The 22,202-nt window shown below is 49.2% G+C and carries 22 protein-coding genes, 1 riboswitch and 1 other annotated feature; of the genes, 3 read left to right on the top strand and 19 right to left on the bottom strand.

Features of this window, described 5'->3' with window-relative positions; genetic code table 11:
• Positions 1 to 30: 30 nt before the first annotated feature.
• From proC to ACI4N7_RS00780, 15 genes are all read right to left on the bottom strand, one after another.
• Positions 31 to 828 carry a pyrroline-5-carboxylate reductase gene (gene proC, locus ACI4N7_RS00850; RefSeq protein WP_439731476.1) on the bottom strand — a complete coding sequence of 266 codons (798 nt, stop codon included), beginning with the start codon at positions 826 to 828 and terminating at the stop codon, positions 31 to 33.
• A complete protein-coding gene (gene sepF / locus ACI4N7_RS00845) occupies positions 825 to 1,232 on the bottom strand; it encodes a cell division protein SepF (RefSeq protein ID WP_439731475.1) in 408 nt (135 codons plus the stop codon). The genes proC and sepF overlap by 4 nt, the downstream gene beginning before the upstream one ends.
• Before the next feature lie 20 nt (positions 1,233 to 1,252).
• Positions 1,253 to 1,759, bottom strand: a complete 507-nt coding sequence (locus tag ACI4N7_RS00840; RefSeq protein WP_439731474.1) for a cell division protein SepF — start codon at positions 1,757 to 1,759, stop codon at positions 1,253 to 1,255.
• Between the two features lie 14 nt (positions 1,760 to 1,773).
• Positions 1,774 to 2,463 (bottom strand): YggS family pyridoxal phosphate-dependent enzyme, encoded by a 690-nt coding sequence (locus ACI4N7_RS00835; RefSeq protein WP_439731473.1) that lies wholly within the window; start codon positions 2,461 to 2,463, stop codon positions 1,774 to 1,776.
• 218 nt (positions 2,464 to 2,681) lie between these two features.
• Positions 2,682 to 3,677 (bottom strand): ABC transporter substrate binding protein, encoded by a 996-nt coding sequence (locus ACI4N7_RS00830; protein WP_439731503.1) that lies wholly within the window; start codon positions 3,675 to 3,677, stop codon positions 2,682 to 2,684.
• 37 nt (positions 3,678 to 3,714) lie between these two features.
• The gene (locus ACI4N7_RS00825; protein WP_439731472.1) at positions 3,715 to 4,494 is read right to left on the bottom strand and encodes a transporter substrate-binding domain-containing protein; all 780 of its coding nucleotides are present in this window, start codon (positions 4,492 to 4,494) and stop codon (positions 3,715 to 3,717) included.
• Positions 4,495 to 4,652: 158 nt separating this feature from the next.
• Positions 4,653 to 4,863: a binding site (T-box leader), on the bottom strand.
• A gap of 132 nt (positions 4,864 to 4,995) precedes the next feature.
• Positions 4,996 to 6,354, bottom strand: a complete 1,359-nt coding sequence (locus tag ACI4N7_RS00820) for a diguanylate cyclase domain-containing protein (RefSeq protein WP_439731471.1) — start codon at positions 6,352 to 6,354, stop codon at positions 4,996 to 4,998.
• Positions 6,355 to 6,427: 73 nt separating this feature from the next.
• Positions 6,428 to 6,503, bottom strand: a riboswitch (cyclic di-GMP riboswitch).
• Positions 6,504 to 6,665: 162 nt separating this feature from the next.
• The gene (locus ACI4N7_RS00815) at positions 6,666 to 8,126 is read right to left on the bottom strand and encodes an amino acid permease (protein ID WP_439731470.1); all 1,461 of its coding nucleotides are present in this window, start codon (positions 8,124 to 8,126) and stop codon (positions 6,666 to 6,668) included.
• 258 nt (positions 8,127 to 8,384) lie between these two features.
• Positions 8,385 to 9,167 (bottom strand): TetR family transcriptional regulator, encoded by a 783-nt coding sequence (locus ACI4N7_RS00810; protein ID WP_439731469.1) that lies wholly within the window; start codon positions 9,165 to 9,167, stop codon positions 8,385 to 8,387.
• Between the two features lie 206 nt (positions 9,168 to 9,373).
• Positions 9,374 to 10,174 (bottom strand): tRNA pseudouridine(38-40) synthase TruA, encoded by an 801-nt coding sequence (truA, locus tag ACI4N7_RS00805; RefSeq protein ID WP_439731468.1) that lies wholly within the window; start codon positions 10,172 to 10,174, stop codon positions 9,374 to 9,376.
• A gap of 43 nt (positions 10,175 to 10,217) precedes the next feature.
• Positions 10,218 to 11,021, bottom strand: coding sequence for an energy-coupling factor transporter transmembrane component T family protein (locus tag ACI4N7_RS00800; protein ID WP_439731467.1), 804 nt, complete (start codon positions 11,019 to 11,021; stop codon positions 10,218 to 10,220).
• Complete coding sequence (locus ACI4N7_RS00795; protein ID WP_439731466.1) at positions 11,015 to 11,881, bottom strand: energy-coupling factor transporter ATPase; 867 nt, start codon at positions 11,879 to 11,881, stop codon at positions 11,015 to 11,017. The genes ACI4N7_RS00800 and ACI4N7_RS00795 overlap by 7 nt, the downstream gene beginning before the upstream one ends.
• Positions 11,857 to 12,741, bottom strand: coding sequence for an energy-coupling factor transporter ATPase (locus tag ACI4N7_RS00790; RefSeq protein ID WP_439731465.1), 885 nt, complete (start codon positions 12,739 to 12,741; stop codon positions 11,857 to 11,859). Before ACI4N7_RS00790 ends, ACI4N7_RS00795 begins: the two co-directional genes overlap by 25 nt.
• Before the next feature lie 175 nt (positions 12,742 to 12,916).
• Positions 12,917 to 13,072: a hypothetical protein gene (locus ACI4N7_RS00785; RefSeq protein WP_439731464.1), complete on the bottom strand. Its 156-nt coding sequence runs from the start codon at positions 13,070 to 13,072 to the stop codon at positions 12,917 to 12,919.
• A gap of 55 nt (positions 13,073 to 13,127) precedes the next feature.
• Positions 13,128 to 13,889 (bottom strand): HAD-IIB family hydrolase, encoded by a 762-nt coding sequence (locus tag ACI4N7_RS00780; RefSeq protein ID WP_439731463.1) that lies wholly within the window; start codon positions 13,887 to 13,889, stop codon positions 13,128 to 13,130.
• A gap of 300 nt (positions 13,890 to 14,189) precedes the next feature.
• Here ACI4N7_RS00780 and ACI4N7_RS00775 point away from each other — a divergent pair, with 300 nt between their 5' ends.
• The 3 genes from ACI4N7_RS00775 to ACI4N7_RS00765 all read left to right on the top strand — a co-directional run bounded on the left by ACI4N7_RS00775 (position 14,190) and on the right by ACI4N7_RS00765 (position 16,702).
• On the top strand, positions 14,190 to 14,654 hold the full coding sequence (locus ACI4N7_RS00775; protein WP_439731462.1) for a CBS domain-containing protein: 465 nt from the start codon (positions 14,190 to 14,192) through the stop codon (positions 14,652 to 14,654).
• Between the two features lie 466 nt (positions 14,655 to 15,120).
• On the top strand, positions 15,121 to 16,404 hold the full coding sequence (locus ACI4N7_RS00770) for an SLC13 family permease (protein WP_439731461.1): 1,284 nt from the start codon (positions 15,121 to 15,123) through the stop codon (positions 16,402 to 16,404).
• 19 nt (positions 16,405 to 16,423) lie between these two features.
• Positions 16,424 to 16,702 carry a hypothetical protein gene (locus ACI4N7_RS00765; protein ID WP_439731460.1) on the top strand — a complete coding sequence of 93 codons (279 nt, stop codon included), beginning with the start codon at positions 16,424 to 16,426 and terminating at the stop codon, positions 16,700 to 16,702.
• A gap of 165 nt (positions 16,703 to 16,867) precedes the next feature.
• Here the strand turns inward: ACI4N7_RS00765 and ACI4N7_RS00760 are convergent, their stop codons facing one another.
• The 4 genes from ACI4N7_RS00760 to ACI4N7_RS00745 all read right to left on the bottom strand — a co-directional run bounded on the left by ACI4N7_RS00760 (position 16,868) and on the right by ACI4N7_RS00745 (position 21,504).
• Positions 16,868 to 17,767 (bottom strand): LysR family transcriptional regulator, encoded by a 900-nt coding sequence (locus tag ACI4N7_RS00760; RefSeq protein WP_439731459.1) that lies wholly within the window; start codon positions 17,765 to 17,767, stop codon positions 16,868 to 16,870.
• A 370-nt stretch (positions 17,768 to 18,137) separates the two neighbouring features.
• Positions 18,138 to 19,265: a sodium ion-translocating decarboxylase subunit beta gene (locus ACI4N7_RS00755; RefSeq protein WP_439731458.1), complete on the bottom strand. Its 1,128-nt coding sequence runs from the start codon at positions 19,263 to 19,265 to the stop codon at positions 18,138 to 18,140.
• Between the two features lie 149 nt (positions 19,266 to 19,414).
• A complete protein-coding gene (locus ACI4N7_RS00750; protein WP_439731457.1) occupies positions 19,415 to 19,867 on the bottom strand; it encodes a thioesterase family protein in 453 nt (150 codons plus the stop codon).
• Between the two features lie 359 nt (positions 19,868 to 20,226).
• Positions 20,227 to 21,504: an SLC13 family permease gene (locus ACI4N7_RS00745; protein WP_439731502.1), complete on the bottom strand. Its 1,278-nt coding sequence runs from the start codon at positions 21,502 to 21,504 to the stop codon at positions 20,227 to 20,229.
• Between the last annotated feature and the right edge of the window lie 698 nt (positions 21,505 to 22,202).

Below are 22,202 nucleotides of genomic sequence, written 5' to 3'. Positions count from 1 at the left end.
TCCGTTTCTCCTGCCCCTTTATTTACTCTTTTATTTTCCAGCCATGGCATCGGATTTTTCAAGGCACGCCTTGACGCCGTCCATCAGGGCCGCGCGGATGCCGTCTCTTTCCATGGCATGAATGCCGGCAATCGTGGTACCGCCGGGACTTGTTACCTGATCCCGGAGTTCTGCCGGATGTTTTCCTGTTTCCAGCACCATCTTGGCTGCCCCATACAGAGTCTGGGCTGCTGCTTCAATGGCCAGCTTTCTGGGAAGCCCGATAAGGACTCCCGCATCAGCAAGAGCATCGATAATCACGAAGGCATATCCCGGACCGGCGCCCGAAAGAGCTCCCAGTTCGTCCAGCTGTCTTTCCGTGACCACTGCTTCCCTGCCCAGGGCGGAAAAAACAGCTTCCGCTTCCTTTATAAAAGCGGGGGACGCCTTCTTCCCCGGTGCAATGGCTGCCATGCCTTCTCCTACAGAAGCAGGCGTATTGGGCATAACCCGGATAACTTCCGTACCGGCGGGCAGTGCCCCTTCCAGCGTATCCAGGGTAACCGCGGCAGCAATAGAAAGAACCCGGGATGGATGATACCGGGATATTTCTTTCAGCACTCCGGGTACCACATTCGGCTTCACCGCCAGGATAACCATATCCGCATCTTCCGCCTCCCTGCCGTCCATGGAAGCATGAACGCCGTAGAGGGAAGCCTTTTCGCGGGAGGCTTCCTCGGAATGCTCTTTCACATATATTTCATCTTTTGACCACAGCCCTTTAGCCAGGCAGCCGGAGAGGATGGCTCCTCCCATAGCCCCGCAGCCGAAAATCAGGATTTTCTTCATCTGTCCGGTCCTTTCCAGGTAGGAATGCCTGATACAAATGCCAGCCGATCCTCATGGAGATCCACCGTTGATGGAACGCAGATGAGTACGTCATCATTGAGAAGCATAACATCTCCATGGGCCATATATACGGCGCCGCTCATGAAATCCACAAAACGGCTGGCCACCTCATCATCTACATTATCATTCAAAACAACCATGACTGTCATGCCCCTTGCCAGAGCATCCACAGCATGACGGGCATCCCCGTAGGAACCGGGAACGAGGATATCCACTTCCTGAGGACGGATACTCCTTGCCGGCAGCGCGCCTGCCGCCGGAATATCTTCCCCTTCATCCCGTTCCTGCTCTTCAAAGCTGTCTTCTTCAGGAGCTTCCTCGAACTGGCTTTTCAGCCAGTTCACTCCTTGGGAAAGAAAAGACATCAGCCCTGCGGAGCCTCAGGTCCCTGAGGTGTCTGGGCGTTCCACTGGGGTGCTGCCGGTGCCTGCTGCGGATCCTGATAGGCAGCAAAATTTTCACGGGATACGCTCATATTATTTGGCGCGCAGAGATAAATGCTTTCAGAAATCTGGTCGATCCTGCCGTCCAGCGCATACATGATGCCCTGTACAAAATCGACAATACGCTGTGCTTCATCCGCATCGGTCTTTTCCATGTTCATGACCACCGGACGCATGGCTTTCAGATGATCACCGATCTTTTCCGCATCACCGTAGCTCTTCGGATTCACCACCACCATGGTGTAGGGTTTTGCAGCCTGACGGGGCTGGGCACTGCGGCCAATTCCCCGGGCCGGACTGACGGCAGACGGACGGGGCGGTACCGGAGCGGACGGATTGACCGGTGCTTCTTCCTCTCCCAGGTCTTCTTCTCTTTCATCCTCGTCCCGGTCTACAAACTGATCCTTAAATTTATCGAGCAAACTCATGCTTCTTTCTCCTCTCACTGATAGTGTCTCTCACCAAAAATGGCAGTGCCTATGCGTACCATATTGGCCCCTTCTTCAATCGCAATTTCAAAATCATGGGTCATTCCCATGGACAGAATGGAAATCTGTCCTTCGGGAAAATCTTTCTTCATCGCAGTCCACATACCGTAGGCTTTCCTGAATACAGGACGGGTTTTCTCCACATCCTCATAAGCAGGAGCCATGCACATCAGGCCTTTTACACGGATATGAGGCAGCTCCGCTGCCAGCTCTACTGCTTCTTTCATTTCTTCCGGTGCCAGACCGTGCTTGCTTTCCTCTCCGGAAATATTGAATTCCAGAAGGATGTCCTGCACTTTATCTATTTCCCCGGCCCGCCGGTCGATTTCCTTCATAATGTCCAGCGAATCCACAGACTGGATAAGATCAGCCATGGCTACCGCTTTTTTTACTTTATTCTTTTGCAGATGTCCCTGCAGGTTCCAGATAACCGGAAGTTTCAGGGCTTTGAACTTCTCTTCCATTTCCTGGACCCGGTTTTCTCCCACCTGGGTCACTCCCAGATGAATGGCCTCTTCCATGTCCTCGAGAGGATGGAACTTCGTCACCGCCACAAGCGTCACTTTCTGCCCATAGGGAGACCTTTTCTCAGCCGCCTCTATCCGGTCCATTACATGGGCTAATCTTTCTTTGATTTCTGACATAGCCCCGCCTTCTTTGCAGTAATTTCAGCATATTTCCCTAATCAATAACAAAGGGATATACCTAATGATTATTATATCACAGTTATTTAGAGGAAAAAACAGGAAAATTTGGCTTTCCGCCCCTCTGCAGTCCTGCCGGTGCAGAAAAGCTGCACTCAAAAAGCAGCAGGGAAAGCCCTGCTGCTTTTCAAATAGAACAGATCTTACTGTATGCCTTATTACACCATCTGTGCTTTCTTTGCGATTTCTTCAGGAATCTTAATTCCAAGAATTTCCGCATCCTTCTTGTTAATCACAATGGTATATTCTTTCTGATGCTGGATAGCTGCCGTTTCCGGCTTGATTTTGCCGTCCAGAATATCTGCGGCCATCTGGCCGGTCTGGACGCCCAGTTTGTAATAGTCCACCGACAAAGCGGCCAGAGCGCCGTCCTTGGCCATAATATCGGCCCCTACAATGACTGGAATCTTATTGGCATCCGTGATCTTCATCAGCGTAGGAATGGAGGAAGCCAGGGTATTATCGGTAGGAACATAGATGAAGTCCACCTTGCCTGCCAGCGATTCCGCTACCTGCTGAATATCGTTCACGCTGTTCACGGTGCGTTCCTCTACCGCCAGGTTATTCTTTTTGCAGTAGTCCTTCATCATGTTGGCCTGTACTTCACTGTTCACTTCGCTGGATGAATAAATGAGGCCTATGGTCTTGGCATTCGGTACCAGCGCACGGCCCAGATCCATCTGGGCATCAATGGAAGCCAGATCGCTGACGCCGGTCACATTGCCGCCGGGCTGTTCATCATTCTTGACCAGCTTGGCAGTGGTATAGTCCGTAATAGCGGTCCCTACAATGGGGATGTCCTTGATTTCATTGGCTACCGCCTGGGCGGCCGGTGTGGCAATGGCACAGATGAGTTTCGGTTTTTCCGATTTAAACCGGGATGCAATGGTTTTCAGGTTGGACTGATCGCCCTGGGCATTCTGCTGGTCAAAGGTAACCTTGTCCTCGCCATAGCCCCTTTCCTTCAGCCCATCCACAAAGCCTTTATTTGCCTGGTCCAGAGAGCCGTGCTGTACAATCTGCACCACGCCGATAACCGTTTTTCCGGAAGCAGAGGATGCCCCCGCCTTCGGCTGGCTCTGTCCGCATCCCCCGTATACCAGTGCTGCTGCCGCAAGAACTGCGGCCATGCTCATTTTCATCCATGTCTTCATCATTATTTCCTCCCAGATTCCTATACTGCCTTATTTTTTATTTGATATATGTATCTTCCAGCTGATCCATGGTTCCATTCGTTTCCATTTCCGCCAGGAAGAAATTGACATAATTCAGAAAATCCTGATCCCCTTTAGCCATGAGTGCGCCAAAGCGGCTTCTGGTAAACGGCTTGTCCACCAGCGGCGCTGCCAGCTTGTCATTCATGCGGACGTAGCGGCGGGCTTCCATGGTTTCCGTAATCATGACATCTGCCTTTCCTTCTGCGATCAGTTCCGGAATTTCCGCATTCTGCTCGTGAATGAGGAGTGTTGCGTGAGGCAGGCGGGCTTTGGCAAACTTTTCATTTGTTCCGCCTGGATTTACCATGACCCTGACTTCCGGACGATCCAGGTCAGCCAGGGACTGATATTTCCCTTCCTCTCCCTTCCGGCACAGAATCGTTTTCCCGAAGAGCAGGTATCCGTCAGACATGGCCAGGGTTCTTTCCCTGTCAAAGGTTCTTGTAATCCCGCAGAGGGCCAAGTCAAATTTTCCATCTGCTGTATCCCGGGAAAGGGTCTTCCAGGTAGTGGGCACATATTCTACCTTCACATGAAGGGAATCTGCCAGTTTTTCTGCCAGTTCCACATCAAAGCCTTCATACTTTCCGCTGCTGTCCTTATAGGACATGGGGCGGTAGTCCCCCGTAGTCCCTACCCGGATCGTGCCGCGGGCTGCAATATCCTCCAGATGAGCTGCCCAGGCGCTGCCTGCGCCTCCCAGAAGAAGCCCTGCTGCCAGCACGGCTGCGCCGGCCATTTTCCATGCGTTCATTCTTTCCATCCTCCCATGCTTTAGGAAAAGCGCATCCTCCGCTCTTCCTTTTCCTGAAATCAAAAGTCCCCTGCTTAGAATCGGAACTAAGCAAGGGACGACGGGACACATCGCGGTACCACCCTGTTTACCTGAATCAAAACACAAAAGGGTGGTACCCAAGGGACGGATTATCCGTGGTACCACCCAATTTATCTTCATCAGATCAACTCTAAACCCTCTAACGCAGGTCAGCCGTCACAGCCTACTTTGCTTTCAGCCGTGCAGTTCAGGAACGAACTTCCTCATTTCTCCGCCGCCGGTTTCCACCCTGTGCCGGCTCTCTGTCAGACTTGTGAAATCAGTACTTTTTTCCATCAGCACCTTTGATATGTGTCCATTGTAGTCAATGAGTCCCCGTCTTGTCAAGGGGCGTTCTATTAGAAAAATCCAAGGGCTCTGCGGAAAGACCCCCGATCCGTCAGGCAGCGCTATATGCCGTTCTTTCCGCCTTACTGTCAGTCAGTACTCTTCTCCGGCACTTTGAAGGTAAAAGGTCTTTTTATCCTCATACATTTTCCTGTCGGCCCGGCCGAATGCAGCCAGCAGGGATTTTCCGTCGGCTGCCCATTCTGCGCCGTAGGCTACGGATATATCCGCCTTCCCTTTCATCATGTCATAAAATTCCTGAAATTTTCTGTAGAAGGTGCATTCGCATATATTCGGCACAAGGGCCACGAACTCATCGCCGCCGGCGCGGTATACGCAGTCATCTCCCCAGAAATCCCGCATGGCTGCAGCCGCCCGGCGAAGAAGTCTGTCGCCTGCCACATGGCCATTTTCATCATTTTCCTTCTTCAGTCCGTTTACATCGCCAAACACAACGCCCGTAGAAAAAGGCTGCTGCTCCAGCTCTTCCAGCTTTTCCATGAGCCCGTTTCTGTTCTGGACTCCTGTAAGCATATCCCGCCGGCTCATGTAGTTCAGTTTCTGAAGGAGCCGCTGGTTCACCATGCTGGCCCCCAGGAAGTAGGATACCGCCTCCAGAATTTTCTGGGTATTGACAGCATCACTGATTTCATAGTTATCGGCGCCGATATATCCGATCAGGTTTCCTCCGTCATAAATCGGCGCTTCAATAATGGACCGGATATTCTGCCGTTTCAGGTTTTCATAGTCCACAGGGTCATCCTGTTCCAGCACCCCGATGTCTTCAAGCACCACGCTGGAGTTATGAATCAGAAACTTCTCCCATCCTCCGATATAGGCATCATAGGGAAGGTTCTGCAGGGTTTCGATTTCCGGCTCCACCCCTTCCCGGCACCATTCAAAAGTATTGCTTACCTGCCGGCCGTCCGTTTCCAGTACATAAAGGCGGTCCGGATGAATGACTTCGCCCAGTTCTTCCAGTACATGCTGCACGGATCTTTCATAGCTTTCCCCGCCGTTCAGAATCTTGGCCAGACGGATAATAACATCATCAGTGGTGCTGGAACGGCGCAGACTCATTCGCTCAGCATGATCCATGTCCACATTCATGAAGATAAAGGCTGCCAGTCCATCACCCGCCGGCTCCACTACAAATTCCAGCCAGTGGCCCACTTCCCGGCTGTACATGCGGTCCCGTATCCGTTTTCCTTCAAAAGCTGCCTCATAGCAGTAGTCAAACCATTTCGCATCTGCATTATCATAAACAGAGCGAAAGTTTCTGCCGATGAGCTCCGACTTGTCCCGTCCCACCATTTCACAGTAGGCCTTATTGGCATATACATATAAGGCGTCGTCTGCCTTTTTCTTACTGTCGTTAAGGATAATTTGAAACACCGCATAGGCTGCAGGCACATTCATATCCAAATCCGGCTTAAAAGTAAAATCTTCCATAACAAGCTTCCAATCCACAAAAAGGCAAAACAAAAGCGCAGCAGCCGCTGCGCTTAAAATCCGAAATACCTTCCGGTGCAGCTGGCTGCCATTTTACAGGCCCTTTAGTTTTGCGTCGCAGGCTTTCGCCTGGTTTGCCACATATCTAATTAACTACCGTCCTATTATAACCAACTTGGATTCTTCTTTTCAATATCAATCAAATTTTCTAATCCATATATAAGAACCATTCCTATTTTCCTCCTGGCCCAAGAAAGGCGCCCAGTTCCAAATAATAAGCAGCCCCTGCAGGAGCTGCTTTTCATTGGGAATTATTTTATCCGTCCTTCCACGGAAGGAGCGGGAGCCAGATTTTCAGAAGCTTCCGGTTCTTCTTTCAAACCGCCGGATCTGCGTTCATGTCTGCCCTTCTTCTTATCAATGAAGTAATAGCCGATCAGAAGGATAGCAAACCATACCGGCGTCACATACAGAGCCACCCGGGTATCATCCCTGAAGGCAGAAGCAACAACTACGCCTGCCAGGAAAAGCATGGTCAGGTATCCGGACCAGGGAGCAAAAGGCATTTTGTAGGTAAGAAGCTTCTTCTCTTCCTGCGAAAGGGAAGCACGGAACTTCTGCTGAGTCCGGAGAATGACGAACCAGGTAAAGAGCGCACCGAAGGAGCCTACGCTGGTCACATAGACAAATATCTGGGACGGCATAATGTAATTCATCAGGACAGAGAAGAGAAGGACGCCGGCAGAGAAGAGAATCCCCACCCAGGGAAGGCGGTGCCGGTTCAGCAGCTGGAAGCAGTGAGGTGCATTTCCCTGGAGGGAAAGGTTGTAAAGCATGCGTCCGGAACTGAAGATACCGCTGTTGCAGGAGGACAGCACAGCTGTAATCACCACGATGTTGATAATGTCAGCAGCGCCGGCAATACCCAGCTTCTGGAAGGTGATAACAAAGGGGCTTCCCATATGGCCGATTTCATTCCAGGGATAAATGGCCATGATAACTCCAAGAGAAAGAACATAGAAAATCAGGATACGCCAGAACACTTCATCAATAGCTTTTTTGATGGTGGATTTCGGATCATGGGCTTCCCCGGCAGTAACGCCGATGATTTCAATGCCCAGATAGGAATACATAACCATGACCAGTGCCATGAGGGTGCCGCCGATGCCATGGGGGAAGAACCCGCCGTTAGTCCAGAGATTGGTGATGCCTACCGGTTCGAAGCCATTGCCGATGCCGAAGAGAATCATGCCTGCACCGCCGATAATCATGAAGATGATGGTGCAGATTTTAATCAGAGCAAACCAGAATTCAAATTCCCCGTAAGCCGATACGGCAATGAAATTGACCACCGTCATCAGCAGGAGCGCACAGAGGGCCGATACCCACTGGGGCAGGTCGGGATACCAGAAATTCATATAAATCCCCACCGCCGTCAGCTCCGCCATACAGGTGACCATCCACATATACCAGTATGTCCAGCCGGTCAGATAGCCCCATTTCGGTCCCAGAAAGCGGGCCGCATGGGCACTGAATGCACCGGATACAGGGTACGCTACGGACAGCTCCCCCAGCGCCCGCATGATGAAATAAATAGCAATGCCGCCGATAATGTAGGTCAGAAGCACTGAAGGCCCGGCCAGCTCGATGGCTGTGGCGGATCCCAGAAAAAGACCGACCCCGATGGCGCCGCCCAGCCCGATCAGCTGGATGTGGCGGTTTTTCAGTCCTCTTTCAAGGTTCTCATGCATTTCCTGATTTTGTTCTGCCATATGAAACTCCCAAATCTGACAAAAACTCCGGATCAGACGCCCTTTCAGGGATCCGGTCCGGAGAAAAGAACTACTTTTTTATTTTATACGCTGCCCCCCTCAACATCAAGACAGAAATTCGCTTTTCCTATACTTTTTTATTCATATTGCATATTTTTAATTCCCTGTGGGCTATTATTTTTATTTATATATATCTTTTATAACATTTATAGCTGTTTTCATAGATTACAAAAAGCAGTCTGTCCCGCAGGCAGGGGCTTATTTTTTCCTCTTAATGCCATTCATAAGCACATCAAAGGCCTGCTCCATGTAAGAAGCCTCTGAAATTTCTTCCTTCACCGCAAACCTTTTCTTGATTTCGTTCATCAGATAGTAGTAGGCCACCATGCCTGCCCAGGAAATACAGACTTCCGTGGGCTTCAGATTCCTGCGGAACGTGCCTTCTTCCATTCCTTCCGTCAGTGCGGCCCGCAGTACTACCAGTACCATGGCAAATCTTTCCTTCCCGATGGATGCAAATACATCGGTAGGATGAATCATTTCCCAAGAAAAAATGCGGAGAATATAGGGATGTTCCTTCATCAGGCGGAAGAAAAAGCGGGAATACATTTCCATGATTTCCATGGGCGTATGTGTCCCGTCAGCTGCCATGTCCACGAAATCCACCAGAAGGGCGGATCCTTTTTCCAGAATAGCGGCATAAAGCTCTTTCTTGCCGCCAAAATAGTAGGAAATGGCCGCACTGTTCACCCCCGCTTCCTTTCCTATATCTCTGATGGAAACATCGGAATACCCCTTCAGGGCAAACAGACGGATGGCCGCATTTTCAATCTGTTCCTTTTTATCCGGCGCTTTCTCCTTTTCTTCTTCGGGGAAAAGCAGTTCATACAGTTCTTCCTTCGTACCAAAATAATAGGATATGCATGATACGCTTACTCCGGCCTGCCGGCTGATATCCCTCAGGGACGTATCATGATACCCCTTTTCCTTGAAAAGCCGGCGGGCCGCCTTTTCAATCTGTTCTTTCTTCACTGCCGCCATGTTCCTTCCCCCTGCTGATTTCTGTGCTGTTTTATGGTTCTCAGCTCTTATGGTTCTCAGCTCTATTATATATGATTTTCTTACCGATTGGAACAGCTGAATAAAATGATTGAACCGTTCAGCAGCAGGTGTTCAATAAAAAAGAGCCGCTTTGCGGCTCAAGGTCTTCCAAAAGGATTTAATGCCCTTCAAGTGCCATCCGGCTTCTATTTCCCGCACCAGGGATAGAGGGGCATATCCAAAGTCTCATCCACATCCTCTTTCGTAATGGGATTAAAATACACCCGAAGAAGGCAGAGTCCTTCTGCCGGTGCCGTCATGCCCAGCTTTCTCCTGTCTCTGGCAGTCAGGATGTCTTCGATAGTCTCCGGCGACAGGAGGCCGGTGCCTGCGTCCACCAGGGCACCTGCAATATTCCGTACCATATGATAGAGAAATCCTTCCCCCGTTACATAAATCCGATACAGGGGACCTTCCTTTTTGATGCGGATTTCATTGATTTTTCTTACCGGATCCGAGGGCACCGAATTATTGCCGCGGAAGGATGTAAAATCATGCCGCCCTTCCAGCACATGGGCCGCTTTTTCCATGAGAGCCAGATCCAGCTTTTTCCCGGTGCGCCAGATATATCTTTTGAGGAAAGGAGAGGTTTCCCTTCCTTCTGTAAGAAGATAGCCATAGGTTTTTCCGTAATTTCTTCTCCGCACGGAAAATTCCATATCCACCTCACGGCTGGCGGTAATCCGGATGTCATAGGGAAGTTTCGCGTTCATGGCGTAGATAAAACGGCTGCCGGGAATGGTTGAATCCGTATAAAACGTGCATTCCTGCCCATAGGCATGCACCCCTGCATCGGTCCTTGCCACAAAATACAGAGTGGTTTTTGTGCCGGTCAGCTGAAAAAGGCAGTCCTCCAGCATTTCCTGCACAGTCATGCGGTTTTCCTGCCGCTGGAATCCGCCGTACCTGCTTCCTTCATAGGAAACGGTAATCCATATATTTTTCATAGCTTTCAAAAAGCCGGGGTGCACGCCCCGGCTTCCTTTCCTTTTATTTGAAATAAATGTACAGTACAAGAAGAGCAGCGGTTACCAGAATGACAGAAAGGAACGCATTCCGATCTCTCCAGGTATATACCAGCTGATGCATTTTCGTTCTTCCCTCGCCGCCGCGGTAGCAGCGTGCTTCCATGGCAGTGGCCAGATCATCGGCCCGGCGGAAGGCGGAAATGAAAAGGGGCACCAGCAGGGGCACCATGTTTTTCGCCCGCTGCCAGAGATTTCCGTTGACAAAGTCTGCTCCCCTGGAGGACTGAGCCTTCATAATGCGGTCGGTTTCTTCCAGAAGGGTCGGAATGAAACGGAGAGCTATGGTCATCATCATAGCCAGTTCATGAGCCGGCACGCCGAACCGTTTGAAGGGCATGAGCAGTGCTTCAATGCCGTCGGTCAGGACAATCGGACTGGTTGTATAGGTCAGAAGCGAAGAAAAGGCAATGAGGAATACCAGGCGGAGTGTCATTACAAGGCCGTTCCGTATGCCTTCCTCGCTGATATGAATAAACTTCCAGGTAAAAAGCTCCGTTCCCGGTGTCGTAAGCACATGGATGCCCATGGTAAAAACAAGGATGATCCACAGCGGTTTGATGGCTTTCCAGATCAGAGAAGCCGGTACGCCGGACAGGGCAATAGCCAGAAATGTAAAAGCTGCCACCAGAATGTAAGACCAAAGATTGTTGGCAAGGAAAATAGCCACGATGAAAATCATGGTGCACAGGATTTTTGCTCTGGGGTCCATCCGATGAAGGAAGGAATCTCCGGGATAATACTGGCCGAGGGTGATATCTGTTAACATGATTTCCTACCTCCCAGCATAGTATACATTCTGTCTGCCGCTTCTTCCACCGTCTTGGCATCTTCCGGCACGGGAATTCCCTTTTCCTTCAAATAAAGCAGTGTCTGCGTCAAAGGCGGTGCATCCACTCCGCATTCCTGCAGTTCCTTCCGATGATGGAGGAAAATATCCATGGGCTTGCCGTCCATGACCAGATGTCCCTTATGCATCACAAGAAGGCGGGTAGCCAGACGGGCAATGTCATCCATATTATGGGACACAAGAATAACAGAAAAGACGCCTTTTTTATACCAGCTCTGGATACGGGAAAAGATTTCTCTTCTGCCGATGGGATCGAGTCCTGCAGAAGGTTCATCCAGAATCAGGAAATCCGGATGCATGGCAATCACGCCGGCAATGGCCACACGCCTCTGCTGGCCGCCGGAAAGACGGAAAGGCGAACGCCCGCCAAAGGTGTCATAGTCGAGTCCTGCAAACTTCATGGCACTCTTTACTCTTTTTTCCGTTTCCTCTTCATCACAGCCCAGATTCTTCGGGCCAAAGGCAATATCCTTGGCCACCGTTTCCTCAAAGAGCTGGTGCTCCGGATACTGGAAAACCATGCCCACGGAATGGCGCTTGGCCACCGCTTCCTTTGTCTTGGCTGCCAGATCCACGCCGTCTATGGTGACTTTCCCGGTGGTGGGATGAATCAATCCGTTTAAGTGCTGAATCAGAGTAGATTTGCCGCTGCCTGTATGTCCGATAATTCCGATAAATTCTCCCGGCTCAATCGTCAGATTGATATTTTCCAGTGCCACCTTCTGAAAGGGAGAACCTTTACTGTACACACAGCTTACATTTTCGACACATATGGACATAACGCCTCTCCCAGCTCCTCATCTGTCAAACAATCTTCGGGAACAGTCAATCCTTTTTTCCTGAGTTCATAGGCCAGATCTGCCGCCACCGGTACATCCAGCCCCAGGGCCGTCAGTTTTTCCGCCTGGGAAAAGACCTCTCTGGCCGTTCCTTCCATCTTCAGGTGCCCCTTGTCGATGACCATCACATGGTCTGCTGTAACGGCTTCTTCCATGAAATGGGTAATCAGTACAATGGTAATGCCTTCCTTTTCATTCAGCTCATGCACCGTATCCATCACTTCTTTCCGTCCGTGAGGATCCAGCATGGCTGTCGGTTCATCCAGCACAATGCAGTCAGGATGCATGGCCAGGATGCCTGCAATAGCCACCCGCTGCTTCTGCCCGCCGGAAAGCATGGCCGGTGAATGGGTACGATAGGCGGTCATTCCGACCTTTTCCAGAGCAACATCCACCCGTTTCCTGATTTCTTCCGGCGCTATACCCAGATTTTCCGGGCCAAAAGCTACATCTTCCTCTACAATGGCTGCTACCAGCTGATTATCCGGATTTTGAAATACCATGCCCACCTTCTGACGAATATCCCAGATATGGGAGAAATCAGAGGTTTTCATGCCTTCCACATAAATCTCCCCGTCCGTCGGAATCAGGAGTGCATTGAGATGGCGGGCCAATGTAGACTTTCCGCTGCCATTGGTCCCGATAATGGCAGTAAAAGAGCCCTTCCTGATCGTAGCGGTCACATCGGAAAGGGCATCAAACTTCTTTCCTTCTTCCGTTTCAAAGGTATGGGTCAGATGACGGATGTCAAAAAGAATGTCTCCACCCTTTTTTTCATCCTTCACACTTTCTTTTTCCATGTTTCCTCTTTCTTATATGATAAGAAATATAAAATACAATGATACTTTATGATAGCAGACAAATCCTTTCTCCGTCAATAAAAAGGACTTGTCTTTTATATAATAAACAGTGAAATTCTATTTGTCAATTTATATACATTGGCCTGTTTACAATTAAGGCTTATTGATACCGTCATCAAAAGAAACTGCCTCCTGTCTGCTGTTCGGCACTTTCCTCTATTCCATGCTTTTCCAGCTCCTTCGATAAAGTCAAAAAAGGAAGAAACAGATTTCCTGTATCAGCAGTGACGGTATCTGTTTCTTCCCTTTCCGGTATGAGATATCTTTTCATGGCATGCCCTGCCTTCTCAAAGCCCTGCCGCAAACCATGCTGCAGGAATCGGTGCTCAAATCCACCCGAAATGGCGGCATGCGTTGTAAATGCCATCCTCATCGGCCCGATCGGTAATGTACTTGGCCAGCGCCTTCAGCTCCGGCTTGGCATTGCCCATGGCTATGCCGAGCCATTCTTTGCGGAACATGGTACGATCATTCATGCCGTCGCCGAACACTACAATATCTTCATCAGGAATATGGAACCGCTTCTGGATTTCCATGATTCCCCTTTCCTTATGGACAGGCTCGATAAGCATGGTATCCGCGCTGAACCATACATGAGGCAGGCCATACAGCGGAATGTCTTCCTTTTCCTTTTTGCTGCAGGCTACGAAAATTTTATGGATGTCGGATACCTTATGGAAATCGAAGGACGGATTCACTTCTGTTTCGTAGTACCTGTCCTTTACCTTTTCCAGATACAGCGGTGTCCTGGTGATTCGATATTTCTTATTAAAAGGAGCAGCCGCCCAGGGATGCTTTTCCTCATCGATTTCCGACAGGGTCTTCATGCAGTCTGCAAGAGGCAGCCCCTCATCGTAAAGAATCTTCCCGTCAATGGTTACCGCATTGCCGCCGTCCGATACCAGAGCAGGAATTCCCAGCGTTTTTGCCACTTCCTGGGCATCTGCCTGCATGCGGCCGGTGGCAAGAGATACGAAATGGCCCCGGCGGATGAGTTCCCTGACCGTTTCTCTTGTGCTCTCCGGATAATCAGCGGTAAGCGGCGTGGTCAGCGTACCATCGATATCAAAAAAGAAATATTTTTTCATCCTCTGCCTCCTGTCTTTACCTCTTTTTCTATTATAGTACCATATGTCCCCGGACAGGTCACTCCATGACGGGAGTGAGGATTTTTTAATTTTTCCTTCCATCGCCATACAGCTGTTTCTCCGTAATGTCCGGCGTTTTATTCTCTCATGAAACTTATTCATATAATTATTTTTCTAATTATTTTTTAACTAATTTATGATACCATGAAATCGGACAGAGCTTTTTCTCTATAACTTCTGTCCCGCCCGAATCCATTGGCAGTCTGAGTTTCATGTAAGAGAAGAAAGAAGGCTATTGCAATGAAAGACCAGATATGTTCAGCCAGCGAAATTATGATACCGGACCCGGTGACCGTAGCGCCGGAAACCACCATTGATGAACTCATCCATATTTTTCTCCGGGAAAAGCAGTCCCTTCTGCCGGTAGTCAAAGGGAACGAGCTGATGGGTGTCGTATCGAAGGGTGATATTCTTTATAAAAAGATGTACCCCTACGGTCCCCAGTATATGGACGTACTGGGAGCCGGTGCCTATTACAACGGCTACGGACGCTATATGACTTCATTTAAAAAGCAGCTCAGTACCCGGGTGTCTGATATTATGACCCGCCATGTACGCTGTGTATCGCCCAATACACCGCTGGAAGAAATTATGATCCTTGCCGTGGACGGCCACATAGCCAATATTCCCGTGATTGAAAAGCCGAATCTGCTTGTGGGCCTGATTACCCGCTGCCGTATTCTTCAGGCTCTTGACCGTTTCTAACTCCTGTATATTTCTTCTCCTTATACCCCCTCTGCCCTTCAGGCAGAGGGCCTTTTTTGTGGATTTTCCTTTGCTGTTTCCAGTGATGTTATTCATCATTCCCTGCAGTTTGATTCATATCCCATGGAAAATGTCCCGTTTTTACGGCATATTTTACGTTTCTGTCTAGGCGCATAAAACCTATTCCTCCCAGGCAATGAAAATCATTCATTCTATATATATTAACAATTCATTAGAATATTAAAATTCTATCCATTATAGTATAGCCAGGATGAAATACAGGAAGTCCCGGAAAGAAAAGCTTGCGGATATCCCCGGCAGATCGGTTTCTCCCGCTCCCAGCCATGCCGGGGTTATGATTTCGAAAGCTTTCCTGACGCAGGTCCTGCTTCTGTCAGAATTGTTTCCATGCCTGCATCCGGAGCCATGCTTCGAATGCCGGCACCAGGGAAAGGAAGGATACCCATTGAATAACACCATGTTTCTGACTGCCGGAATCTTTCTGGCCGCCTATGTTTTAATTATTTCTGAAAAAATCCATCGAACCATTATCGCCATGCTGGGCGCCTCTCTCCTGATTTTTGCAGGCATCGAAACCCAGGCTGCCGCTGTCAGCCATATCGACTGGAACACTTTGGGCCTTTTGATGGGGATGATGATTATTGTCAATATTACCAGAGAAACCGGACTATTTAAATTTCTGGCCATATGGGCAGCCAAACAGGTGCATGCCCGGCCGGTTCCCCTGCTCTTTGCGCTGTCTGCCATTACCATGGTCTGCTCCGGTCTTCTGGATAACGTAACCACAGTTCTTCTGACCGTCCCTCTCACCTTCAGTATGGCCTCTCAGCTGAAAATTGATGTAAAGCCCTTTCTCATCAGCCAGATCCTGGCCTCCAATATCGGCGGCACAGCCACTCTGATCGGAGATCCTCCAAACATTATGATTGGAAGTGCCGCCGGCCTGTCCTTCTCCGATTTCATCTGCAATCTCACCGGCCTTTGCATTTTCCTGTTTATCATCACTGACTGTATCCTGGTATTCCTGTTCCGGAAGGGATTGAAGACATCACCGGCCCTGCAGGAACAGGTTCTTCTTATGGATGAGAAGGATGAAATTCAGAATCGCAGACTTCTCTATCAATGCCTGTTTGTGCTGGTACTTACCATATCCCTGTTTGCTCTTCACGATGTGCTCGGCATCGAGACCGCCACGGCCGCCATGGCAGGCGCCGCACTTCTGCTGCTTCTTGCATGCCATGATAACGAGCCCATGATTACCCGCATGCTGTCCAATATTGAATGGCTGGCCATCTTCTTCTTTGCAGGACTCTTCGTCCTGGTCGGCTCCCTGGTGGACACCGGCATTATTTCCATCCTTGCCGAAAAGGCAATGGAACTGACCAGCGGCAGTGAAACGGCCACTTCCCTTCTCATCCTATGGTTAAGTGCGGTCTGCTCCGCTTTCATTGATAATATTCCCTTCGTAGCTACTCTCATTCCATTAATTAAGGATATGGGAACCATGGGCATGACTAATCTGGATCCTCTCTGGTGGTCTCTGTCTCTGGGTGCCTGTCTTGGCGGCAACGGCACTCTTATCGGAGCATCAGCCAATGTAGTTGTCGCATCTATGGCTGCCAGGAAAGGAGTCTTTATTACATTTCTGGAATTCATGAAAATTGCGTTTCCCTTGATGATTCTATCCATACTTATCAGCAGTGTCTATGTGTATCTGCGCTATTTATAAAAGAAAGAAGGATTTTCCTATGTCTACGCCCAAATGGTTTGAAATTGAAGAAAAAGTGAATCGTCCCGACGGCATCAGCCTTGTAGCAAGCAAGCCTTTTATTGCCAGTCCCGAGGCAGAGCTGGAATATCTGGAAGCGAAAAAGAAACAGGATCACAGTCTGCTCCATCAATGGATATACAGAAAGGAAGAACATTCCATTGATCATATGGAAATTCCCTGTACCGGTGTCATTGATGAAATGGTCAATAAGGATGCTGCCTGCATTCCCGGATTCATTTCTCCCGTGAAAAAATAATTCCCATAAAACTTCCGGCAGCTTCTCTTTTATCCTCCGCACATACCTTCAGCTGCCGGAAGCCCTTATAGCCAAAGGGCGGAAATACCGCATCCGGTATCTCCGCCCTTTCTATATTCCATGGTGAAAAGTCTGCCTTTCCAGCTGTCATTCATGCCGAGAACATCAGACCTTATCGCTGAGTCCTGCCTCCTGATGCGGAAAGCAGGAAAGCACATACTGCCGAAAGGCATCTGCCGCAGCGGTCAGAGGTACGGATCCATTCCACGCCAGCCCGATTTCCCTGGTGAGAGGCCTGTCCGAAAAAGGGATAAAAACAATATCGCTCCGATCTGTTCCTTCTGTTTCCGGCAGAATGGAAACACCAAGCCCGGCAGAAATCAAACCTGCCAGCGTATTCACATCATCGCCTTCATACATGACCAGAGGATTGACACCGGCCCCTGCCAGAAATTCTTCCGATAAAACTCTTAAATTGTAGGATCTTTTCAGAAAGATAAAAGGTTCCTTTTCCAGATCTTTCACGGCAAGGCTTTTTCTCTGCGCCAGCCTGTGACTGCGGGGCAGTGCCGCATATAATTTTTCTGAGAAAAGGTAAACCCAGATAATGTTCTCCATGGACATCATAGGAGGACAAAGGCAGAGGTCATTCTTTCCCTCCAGCAGATTTCGGGTAAGGGATGCGGAATCGTTCTGAGAAAGCACAAAGCGGGCGCAGTGTTTTTCATAGCCTGCCAGCAGGAAAGGAATCAGTCCGGTGCCCAGAGAATGAATAAAAGAAAGACGTATCAGGCCCCTGCCTGGATTCTTCATTTCCTCCAGCTCATTTTTTCCCTTTTTCAATTCATTTAAAGACCGTTCTGCATGAGAAAGAAAGTCCTGCCCTGCTGCAGTCAGCGTGACTCCCTGTTCGGTCCGTTCAAAAAGCGCCACGCCCAGTTCCTTTTCCAGTTTTCTCATGGAATGGCTCAGAGCAGACTGGGTAATGGACATGGATCTGGCGGCCCGGGTAAAATGCCTGATCCGGGCCAGAATTACAAAATATTCCAGTTGACTGATTTCCATATTTGTTTTCTCCCCCCTGTAAAGCCACCTGACAGCCTTTGATACAGTAATAATTCGTCCCTGTTTTCCCGTCTTTCCTTTCTCCGGTACAGTAAAAGCTGTCCGATTTCAGGGAACGCAGAACCTGCTTCACCATTCCACCGAATGTGCAGCAGCAGAAACCGCTCCTGCACAGGTCATGAAATCAGATCCGCCGGGTGAATCCACGCTCTCCCCATATGAACCGGGCAGCCTCAGAATCACATCATTCAAATGTAAAAAATTCCATACATCAACGCAGGGTTTCTAACAGCCTGCAGCCACCTTTTCGATTTTTCCCCTGTAAATCACAGGAACAGAAATGATTCATGGCTGTTCCGGCCATTCCATTTTAATGGGCCAGAAGGGCCAGCATGATGCCGCCGGAAATGGCGGTGCCGAACACCCCGGCCAGATTAGGCCCCATGGCATGCATAAGAAGAAACACGCTTCGGCTCTCCTGCTGTCCCACCATATGAGAAACCCGTGCTGCAATAGGAACGGAGGCAATCCCTGCTGATCCGATGAGCGGATTGATCTTCCCGTGGGTAAGCCGGCACATGAGCCTTGCAAACACAACGCCGGATGCCGTTCCGCAGGCAAAAGCCAGAAGTCCCAGTCCGATAATCAGAAGCGTTTTTGAAGTGAGAAAAGTCTGGGCTCCCATGGTAGAACCGATTGCCGTTGTAAGCACCAGTGTCACCACATTCAGAAGCGCATTGGAAGCTGTCTCTGCCAGCTTGGTTACTGCCAGGCATTCTCTCAGCAGATTGCCCAGCATGAGCATGGTAATCAGCGGTGCCACCGGCGGAAGGAAAAGATTGACAATGACTGCCATGACAATGGGGAACGCAATCTTTTCCAGCCGGGATACATACCGCGGCTGTTTCATGATGATCCGGCGCTCTTCCCTGGTTGTCAGAAGCCGCATGATCGGCGGCTGGATCAGAGGCATCAGAGCCATGTAGGAATAAGCCGCCACAGAAATCTGGGGCAGAAGATCCGGTGCCAGTTTCATGGTGGTATAAATGGCCATGGGGCCATCCGCTCCACCGATAATTCCGATGGATGCGGCTTCCTTCAGAGAAAATCCGAGAGCCTCGGCACCGATCAGTGCTACAAAAATACCTAAATGGGCTGCCGCCCCCAGGATAACCAGACTGGGATTGGCAATCATGGGCCCGAAATCAGTCATGGCCCCTATGCCCAGAAAAATCAGAGGCGGAAGGATCAGCTTTGCCACGCCCTGATAGGCATACCAGAACAGACCGCCTTCCGAAGTCAGAGTCGAATCAGGTACATTAGCCACAATGCAGGCAAATCCTATGCCCACAAGCAGGTACGGTTCGTATTTTTTCACAATTCCCAGATACAGGAGAACCAATCCTGCTGCCACCATAATCACATTGCCCGGGGTCAGATCCGCCAATCCGGTCTGGTGAAACAAGTCGGCAAGCAGAGAAAGAAATAACGAATCCATGTTAATCCTTCCTTTCTCTTATTTTTCCAATCCTGTTCAGAAGCGGAAAAAAATGTAAAACAACCCCGATACAGGAAATAAAGACAAAACTTAGAAAAAAATCAATCAAACTCAGGGTCAGTGCCCCTGCCATACTATCCGGTAACATTTTATCTGCTCATATCCTTTATCTGTTCATTTGCCTGTTTAATCATCAGCAGTCTCGCTCTTTCCGCTGCTTTATCCAGTACTGATTTTTTCATTACGATTGCCCTTTTATGCACGCCATGGCCGATGATTCCCTGTTCATCCCAGGCCTTGATATCCAGTGTCACATCATGCTCCGTAATGGTCACAATAGAAGCATGTACCGTTACCGTCATGCCAAGACTGGTAGGTGCGGTATGGACGAAATCAACAGAAAGGCCGATGCTGGCATACTCATCCGGCAGATAGGGATCAATGGCATGGATAGACGCATCAATCATCCAGTGAAGCAGGCGGGGCGTTGCCAGAAGACTTTTAAAATCATTATCATAGTTATCCGTACAGTCTTCCTGCTGAACAACCTGACGGGTAATAGCATTCTGCCCTATGGAAAGAAATTCATTCAGATTCAACATAAAACCACCTCTACAGACAAATCAATCTGCATCCCGGGCTGTCGACGAATGTCCGGAAAAGGGCGTACCCGGCATGGATTTCCGGACATCCATGCCTGTCTTTCCCCGGACTGTCACAAATTATATAGCACGCCTGATAAAATAAATAATATCCTTTCCTTATGTGAAATAATCCATCAGCGCACAGTATGAAAAATCGGTATATAATATATAACCGATCTGCACCGGATCCGAAAAATCGATTTAAAAAACCGCAGAAACATGGCAGAAAAATACCTGTTTTTTATAAAATTCCTTTTTCACACCAAACAAAAAATCCGCTTCAGGCTTTATGCCCGAAGCGGATTTTCTCTCCCTGCTCAGCCGGGGAAGAACGGCCATACCACCGGAATCACAATAATAGAAACAATCATGCAGACTACGACCAGACCAAGGCCGCACTTGATGTAATCCATGAAGGAATAGCCGCCGGGTCCCAATACCAGTGTGTTGGGCGGAGTCCCTACAGGAGTTGCAAAAGCACAGGAAGAAGCAATCAGAATGGCCATCAGCACAGCCCGGGGCGATGCGCCTACCTGGGCAGCCAGTGCAATGCCCACCGGGCAGAGCAGCGCTTTCGATGCCGTATTACTCATAAACTGAGTGAGGAGAACAGCGATAGCAAAGAGGACAGCTGTAATCAGGTAAGGCGACGGACTTCCGCCAAGAGCTGCTACCGTATACTCGGCAATCAGTTTGCCTGCACCCGATGTATTCATGGCTGTAGCCATAGGAATCATGCCGGCAAAGAGGAAAATCGTAACCCAGTCAATGGATGCATAGGCCTGCTTTTCTGTCAGGCATCCTGTCAGTACGCAGAGAAGAGCACCCACCACAGCCGCAATTTCAAGCGGGACAATACTTGTGGCCATGGATAAAATAACGCCAAGCATAATAATTCCGCAGATGATCTTCTTTGTCTTTGTGGTTTCATTCATTTCAAATTCCTGCTCCGGCTCCTCGCCTTCAGCCATTTCATCTACCCGGTCAGGAAGAAGATGACGTCCGATCACAAGCATGTAGATAATGCCGGCTACCGTAATCGGAACACCTACCCAGGCATATTCGAAGAAGTGAAACTGCAGCTCAGGCATACCTGCCGTTTTGAGAGCCACATTGGCAATAATGTTTGGCGGTGTCCCGATTAACGTACATGTACCGCCCAGGCCGGCGGCAAAAGCCAGCGGCATCATTTCCCGGGAAGCCGGAATATGTGCCTTCTTGCAGATACCGACCACCACCGGAATCAGGCAGGCTACCGTACCGGTATTGGAGAGAAATGCCGACATGGCCGCTGCAATAATCATGATGCCCACCATCAGCTTTGTCTCACTGGTGCCGAACAATCGGACTACCGCTCCGCCTATGTCCTGTGCCAGGCCGGTGTAGAACATAGCCGCCCCAACGATGAACATACCGCCGAAAAGAACGACAGTGGAATCAGAAAGGCCTTTAAAAATTTCATCGGCTGAACAAAGACCGAGAGCCCAGCAGCCGACAGCTGCAAACATTGCTGTCACTGCCAGTGGAATTTTCTCCGTAATAAAAAGAATGGCTATGACAAGAAGAAGGAGCAGGCATTTAATTGCCGGATCCATCGTAAAAAGAAAATCCATGACTAAACTTATCCTCCTGTTACACATTTTGAGTAAAGAGAACCATGAATCCTCCCCAAGCTTCATGCGGTCATCTGAGGAAGTGCGGATCACTCCACATGGATGCGGTCAGTACTTTCCCAAAGGGGACAATCCATACTTATGGAAGCTGTTGTTCAGACCTGCAGGTATCACTCATTTTCCGGATGATGCATCCCTTTCCTGACTTTTCGGGAAAGATTCCGGACCGCCTGCTTCCCATCATCAAAATTTATATCCCTTCGGACAGGCTCAAAATTTCTTCTATCTTCTTCAATCGCTTTGTAATAATACTGTGTATCTAACCGATGAAAGAGTGCCATCAAATCAGCCTGACTGATATCTTTTCTGCTGGCCATTAAACCTCCTTTCCCTGGGTGCCGAACAACTTACAGTAAAAGAATATCATTCATTCAGTTATATTAAAAATATATGATAAGAATGTTAAGACAATGCTTCTTTTATTGTATTCCGCACCTGCGTAATTCTTATGCATTCTTTTCCTGCAATGGTAAAGCAGCATATCATATATTCCCTGCTGACATCCCGTTTTACAGTGCTTTCAGGCAGCAAAAAAGGATCCGGGCAGCACTCCGGATCCCTATAGGCAAGTTATTCATCCAAATCGGAAGGTGAGTAATGATTTGTTGAATGATGAGATA

It is taken from the genome of Dialister sp. (assembly GCF_051885895.1).
Taxonomy (GTDB): domain Bacteria; phylum Bacillota; class Negativicutes; order Veillonellales; family Dialisteraceae; genus Dialister.
Note: the sequence above shows the minus strand (reverse complement) of the source record. Positions and strands in the feature narration are given on the sequence as shown.

Bases quoted from the DNA above. Each gene is read 5' to 3' on its own strand.
- proC (WP_439731476.1), bottom strand. From the start codon at position 828: ATGAAGAAAATCCTGATTTTCGGCTGCGGGGCTATGGGAGGAGCCATC.
- ACI4N7_RS00840 (WP_439731474.1), bottom strand. From the start codon at position 1,759: ATGAGTTTGCTCGATAAATTTAAGGATCAGTTTGTAGACCGGGACGAG.
- ACI4N7_RS00835 (WP_439731473.1), bottom strand. From the start codon at position 2,463: ATGTCAGAAATCAAAGAAAGATTAGCCCATGTAATGGACCGGATAGAG.
- ACI4N7_RS00830 (WP_439731503.1), bottom strand. From the start codon at position 3,677: ATGAAGACATGGATGAAAATGAGCATGGCCGCAGTTCTTGCGGCAGCA.
- ACI4N7_RS00825 (WP_439731472.1), bottom strand. From the start codon at position 4,494: ATGAACGCATGGAAAATGGCCGGCGCAGCCGTGCTGGCAGCAGGGCTT.
- ACI4N7_RS00820 (WP_439731471.1), bottom strand. From the start codon at position 6,354: ATGGAAGATTTTACTTTTAAGCCGGATTTGGATATGAATGTGCCTGCA.
- ACI4N7_RS00815 (WP_439731470.1), bottom strand. From the start codon at position 8,126: ATGGCAGAACAAAATCAGGAAATGCATGAGAACCTTGAAAGAGGACTG.
- ACI4N7_RS00810 (WP_439731469.1), bottom strand. From the start codon at position 9,167: ATGGCGGCAGTGAAGAAAGAACAGATTGAAAAGGCGGCCCGCCGGCTT.
- truA (WP_439731468.1), bottom strand. From the start codon at position 10,174: ATGAAAAATATATGGATTACCGTTTCCTATGAAGGAAGCAGGTACGGC.
- ACI4N7_RS00800 (WP_439731467.1), bottom strand. From the start codon at position 11,021: ATGTTAACAGATATCACCCTCGGCCAGTATTATCCCGGAGATTCCTTC.
- ACI4N7_RS00795 (WP_439731466.1), bottom strand. From the start codon at position 11,881: ATGTCCATATGTGTCGAAAATGTAAGCTGTGTGTACAGTAAAGGTTCT.
- ACI4N7_RS00790 (WP_439731465.1), bottom strand. From the start codon at position 12,741: ATGGAAAAAGAAAGTGTGAAGGATGAAAAAAAGGGTGGAGACATTCTT.
- ACI4N7_RS00785 (WP_439731464.1), bottom strand. From the start codon at position 13,072: ATGAAAAGATATCTCATACCGGAAAGGGAAGAAACAGATACCGTCACT.
- ACI4N7_RS00780 (WP_439731463.1), bottom strand. From the start codon at position 13,889: ATGAAAAAATATTTCTTTTTTGATATCGATGGTACGCTGACCACGCCG.
- ACI4N7_RS00775 (WP_439731462.1), top strand. From the start codon at position 14,190: ATGAAAGACCAGATATGTTCAGCCAGCGAAATTATGATACCGGACCCG.
- ACI4N7_RS00765 (WP_439731460.1), top strand. From the start codon at position 16,424: ATGTCTACGCCCAAATGGTTTGAAATTGAAGAAAAAGTGAATCGTCCC.
- ACI4N7_RS00760 (WP_439731459.1), bottom strand. From the start codon at position 17,767: ATGGAAATCAGTCAACTGGAATATTTTGTAATTCTGGCCCGGATCAGG.
- ACI4N7_RS00755 (WP_439731458.1), bottom strand. From the start codon at position 19,265: ATGGATTCGTTATTTCTTTCTCTGCTTGCCGACTTGTTTCACCAGACC.
- ACI4N7_RS00750 (WP_439731457.1), bottom strand. From the start codon at position 19,867: ATGTTGAATCTGAATGAATTTCTTTCCATAGGGCAGAATGCTATTACC.
- ACI4N7_RS00745 (WP_439731502.1), bottom strand. From the start codon at position 21,504: ATGGATCCGGCAATTAAATGCCTGCTCCTTCTTCTTGTCATAGCCATT.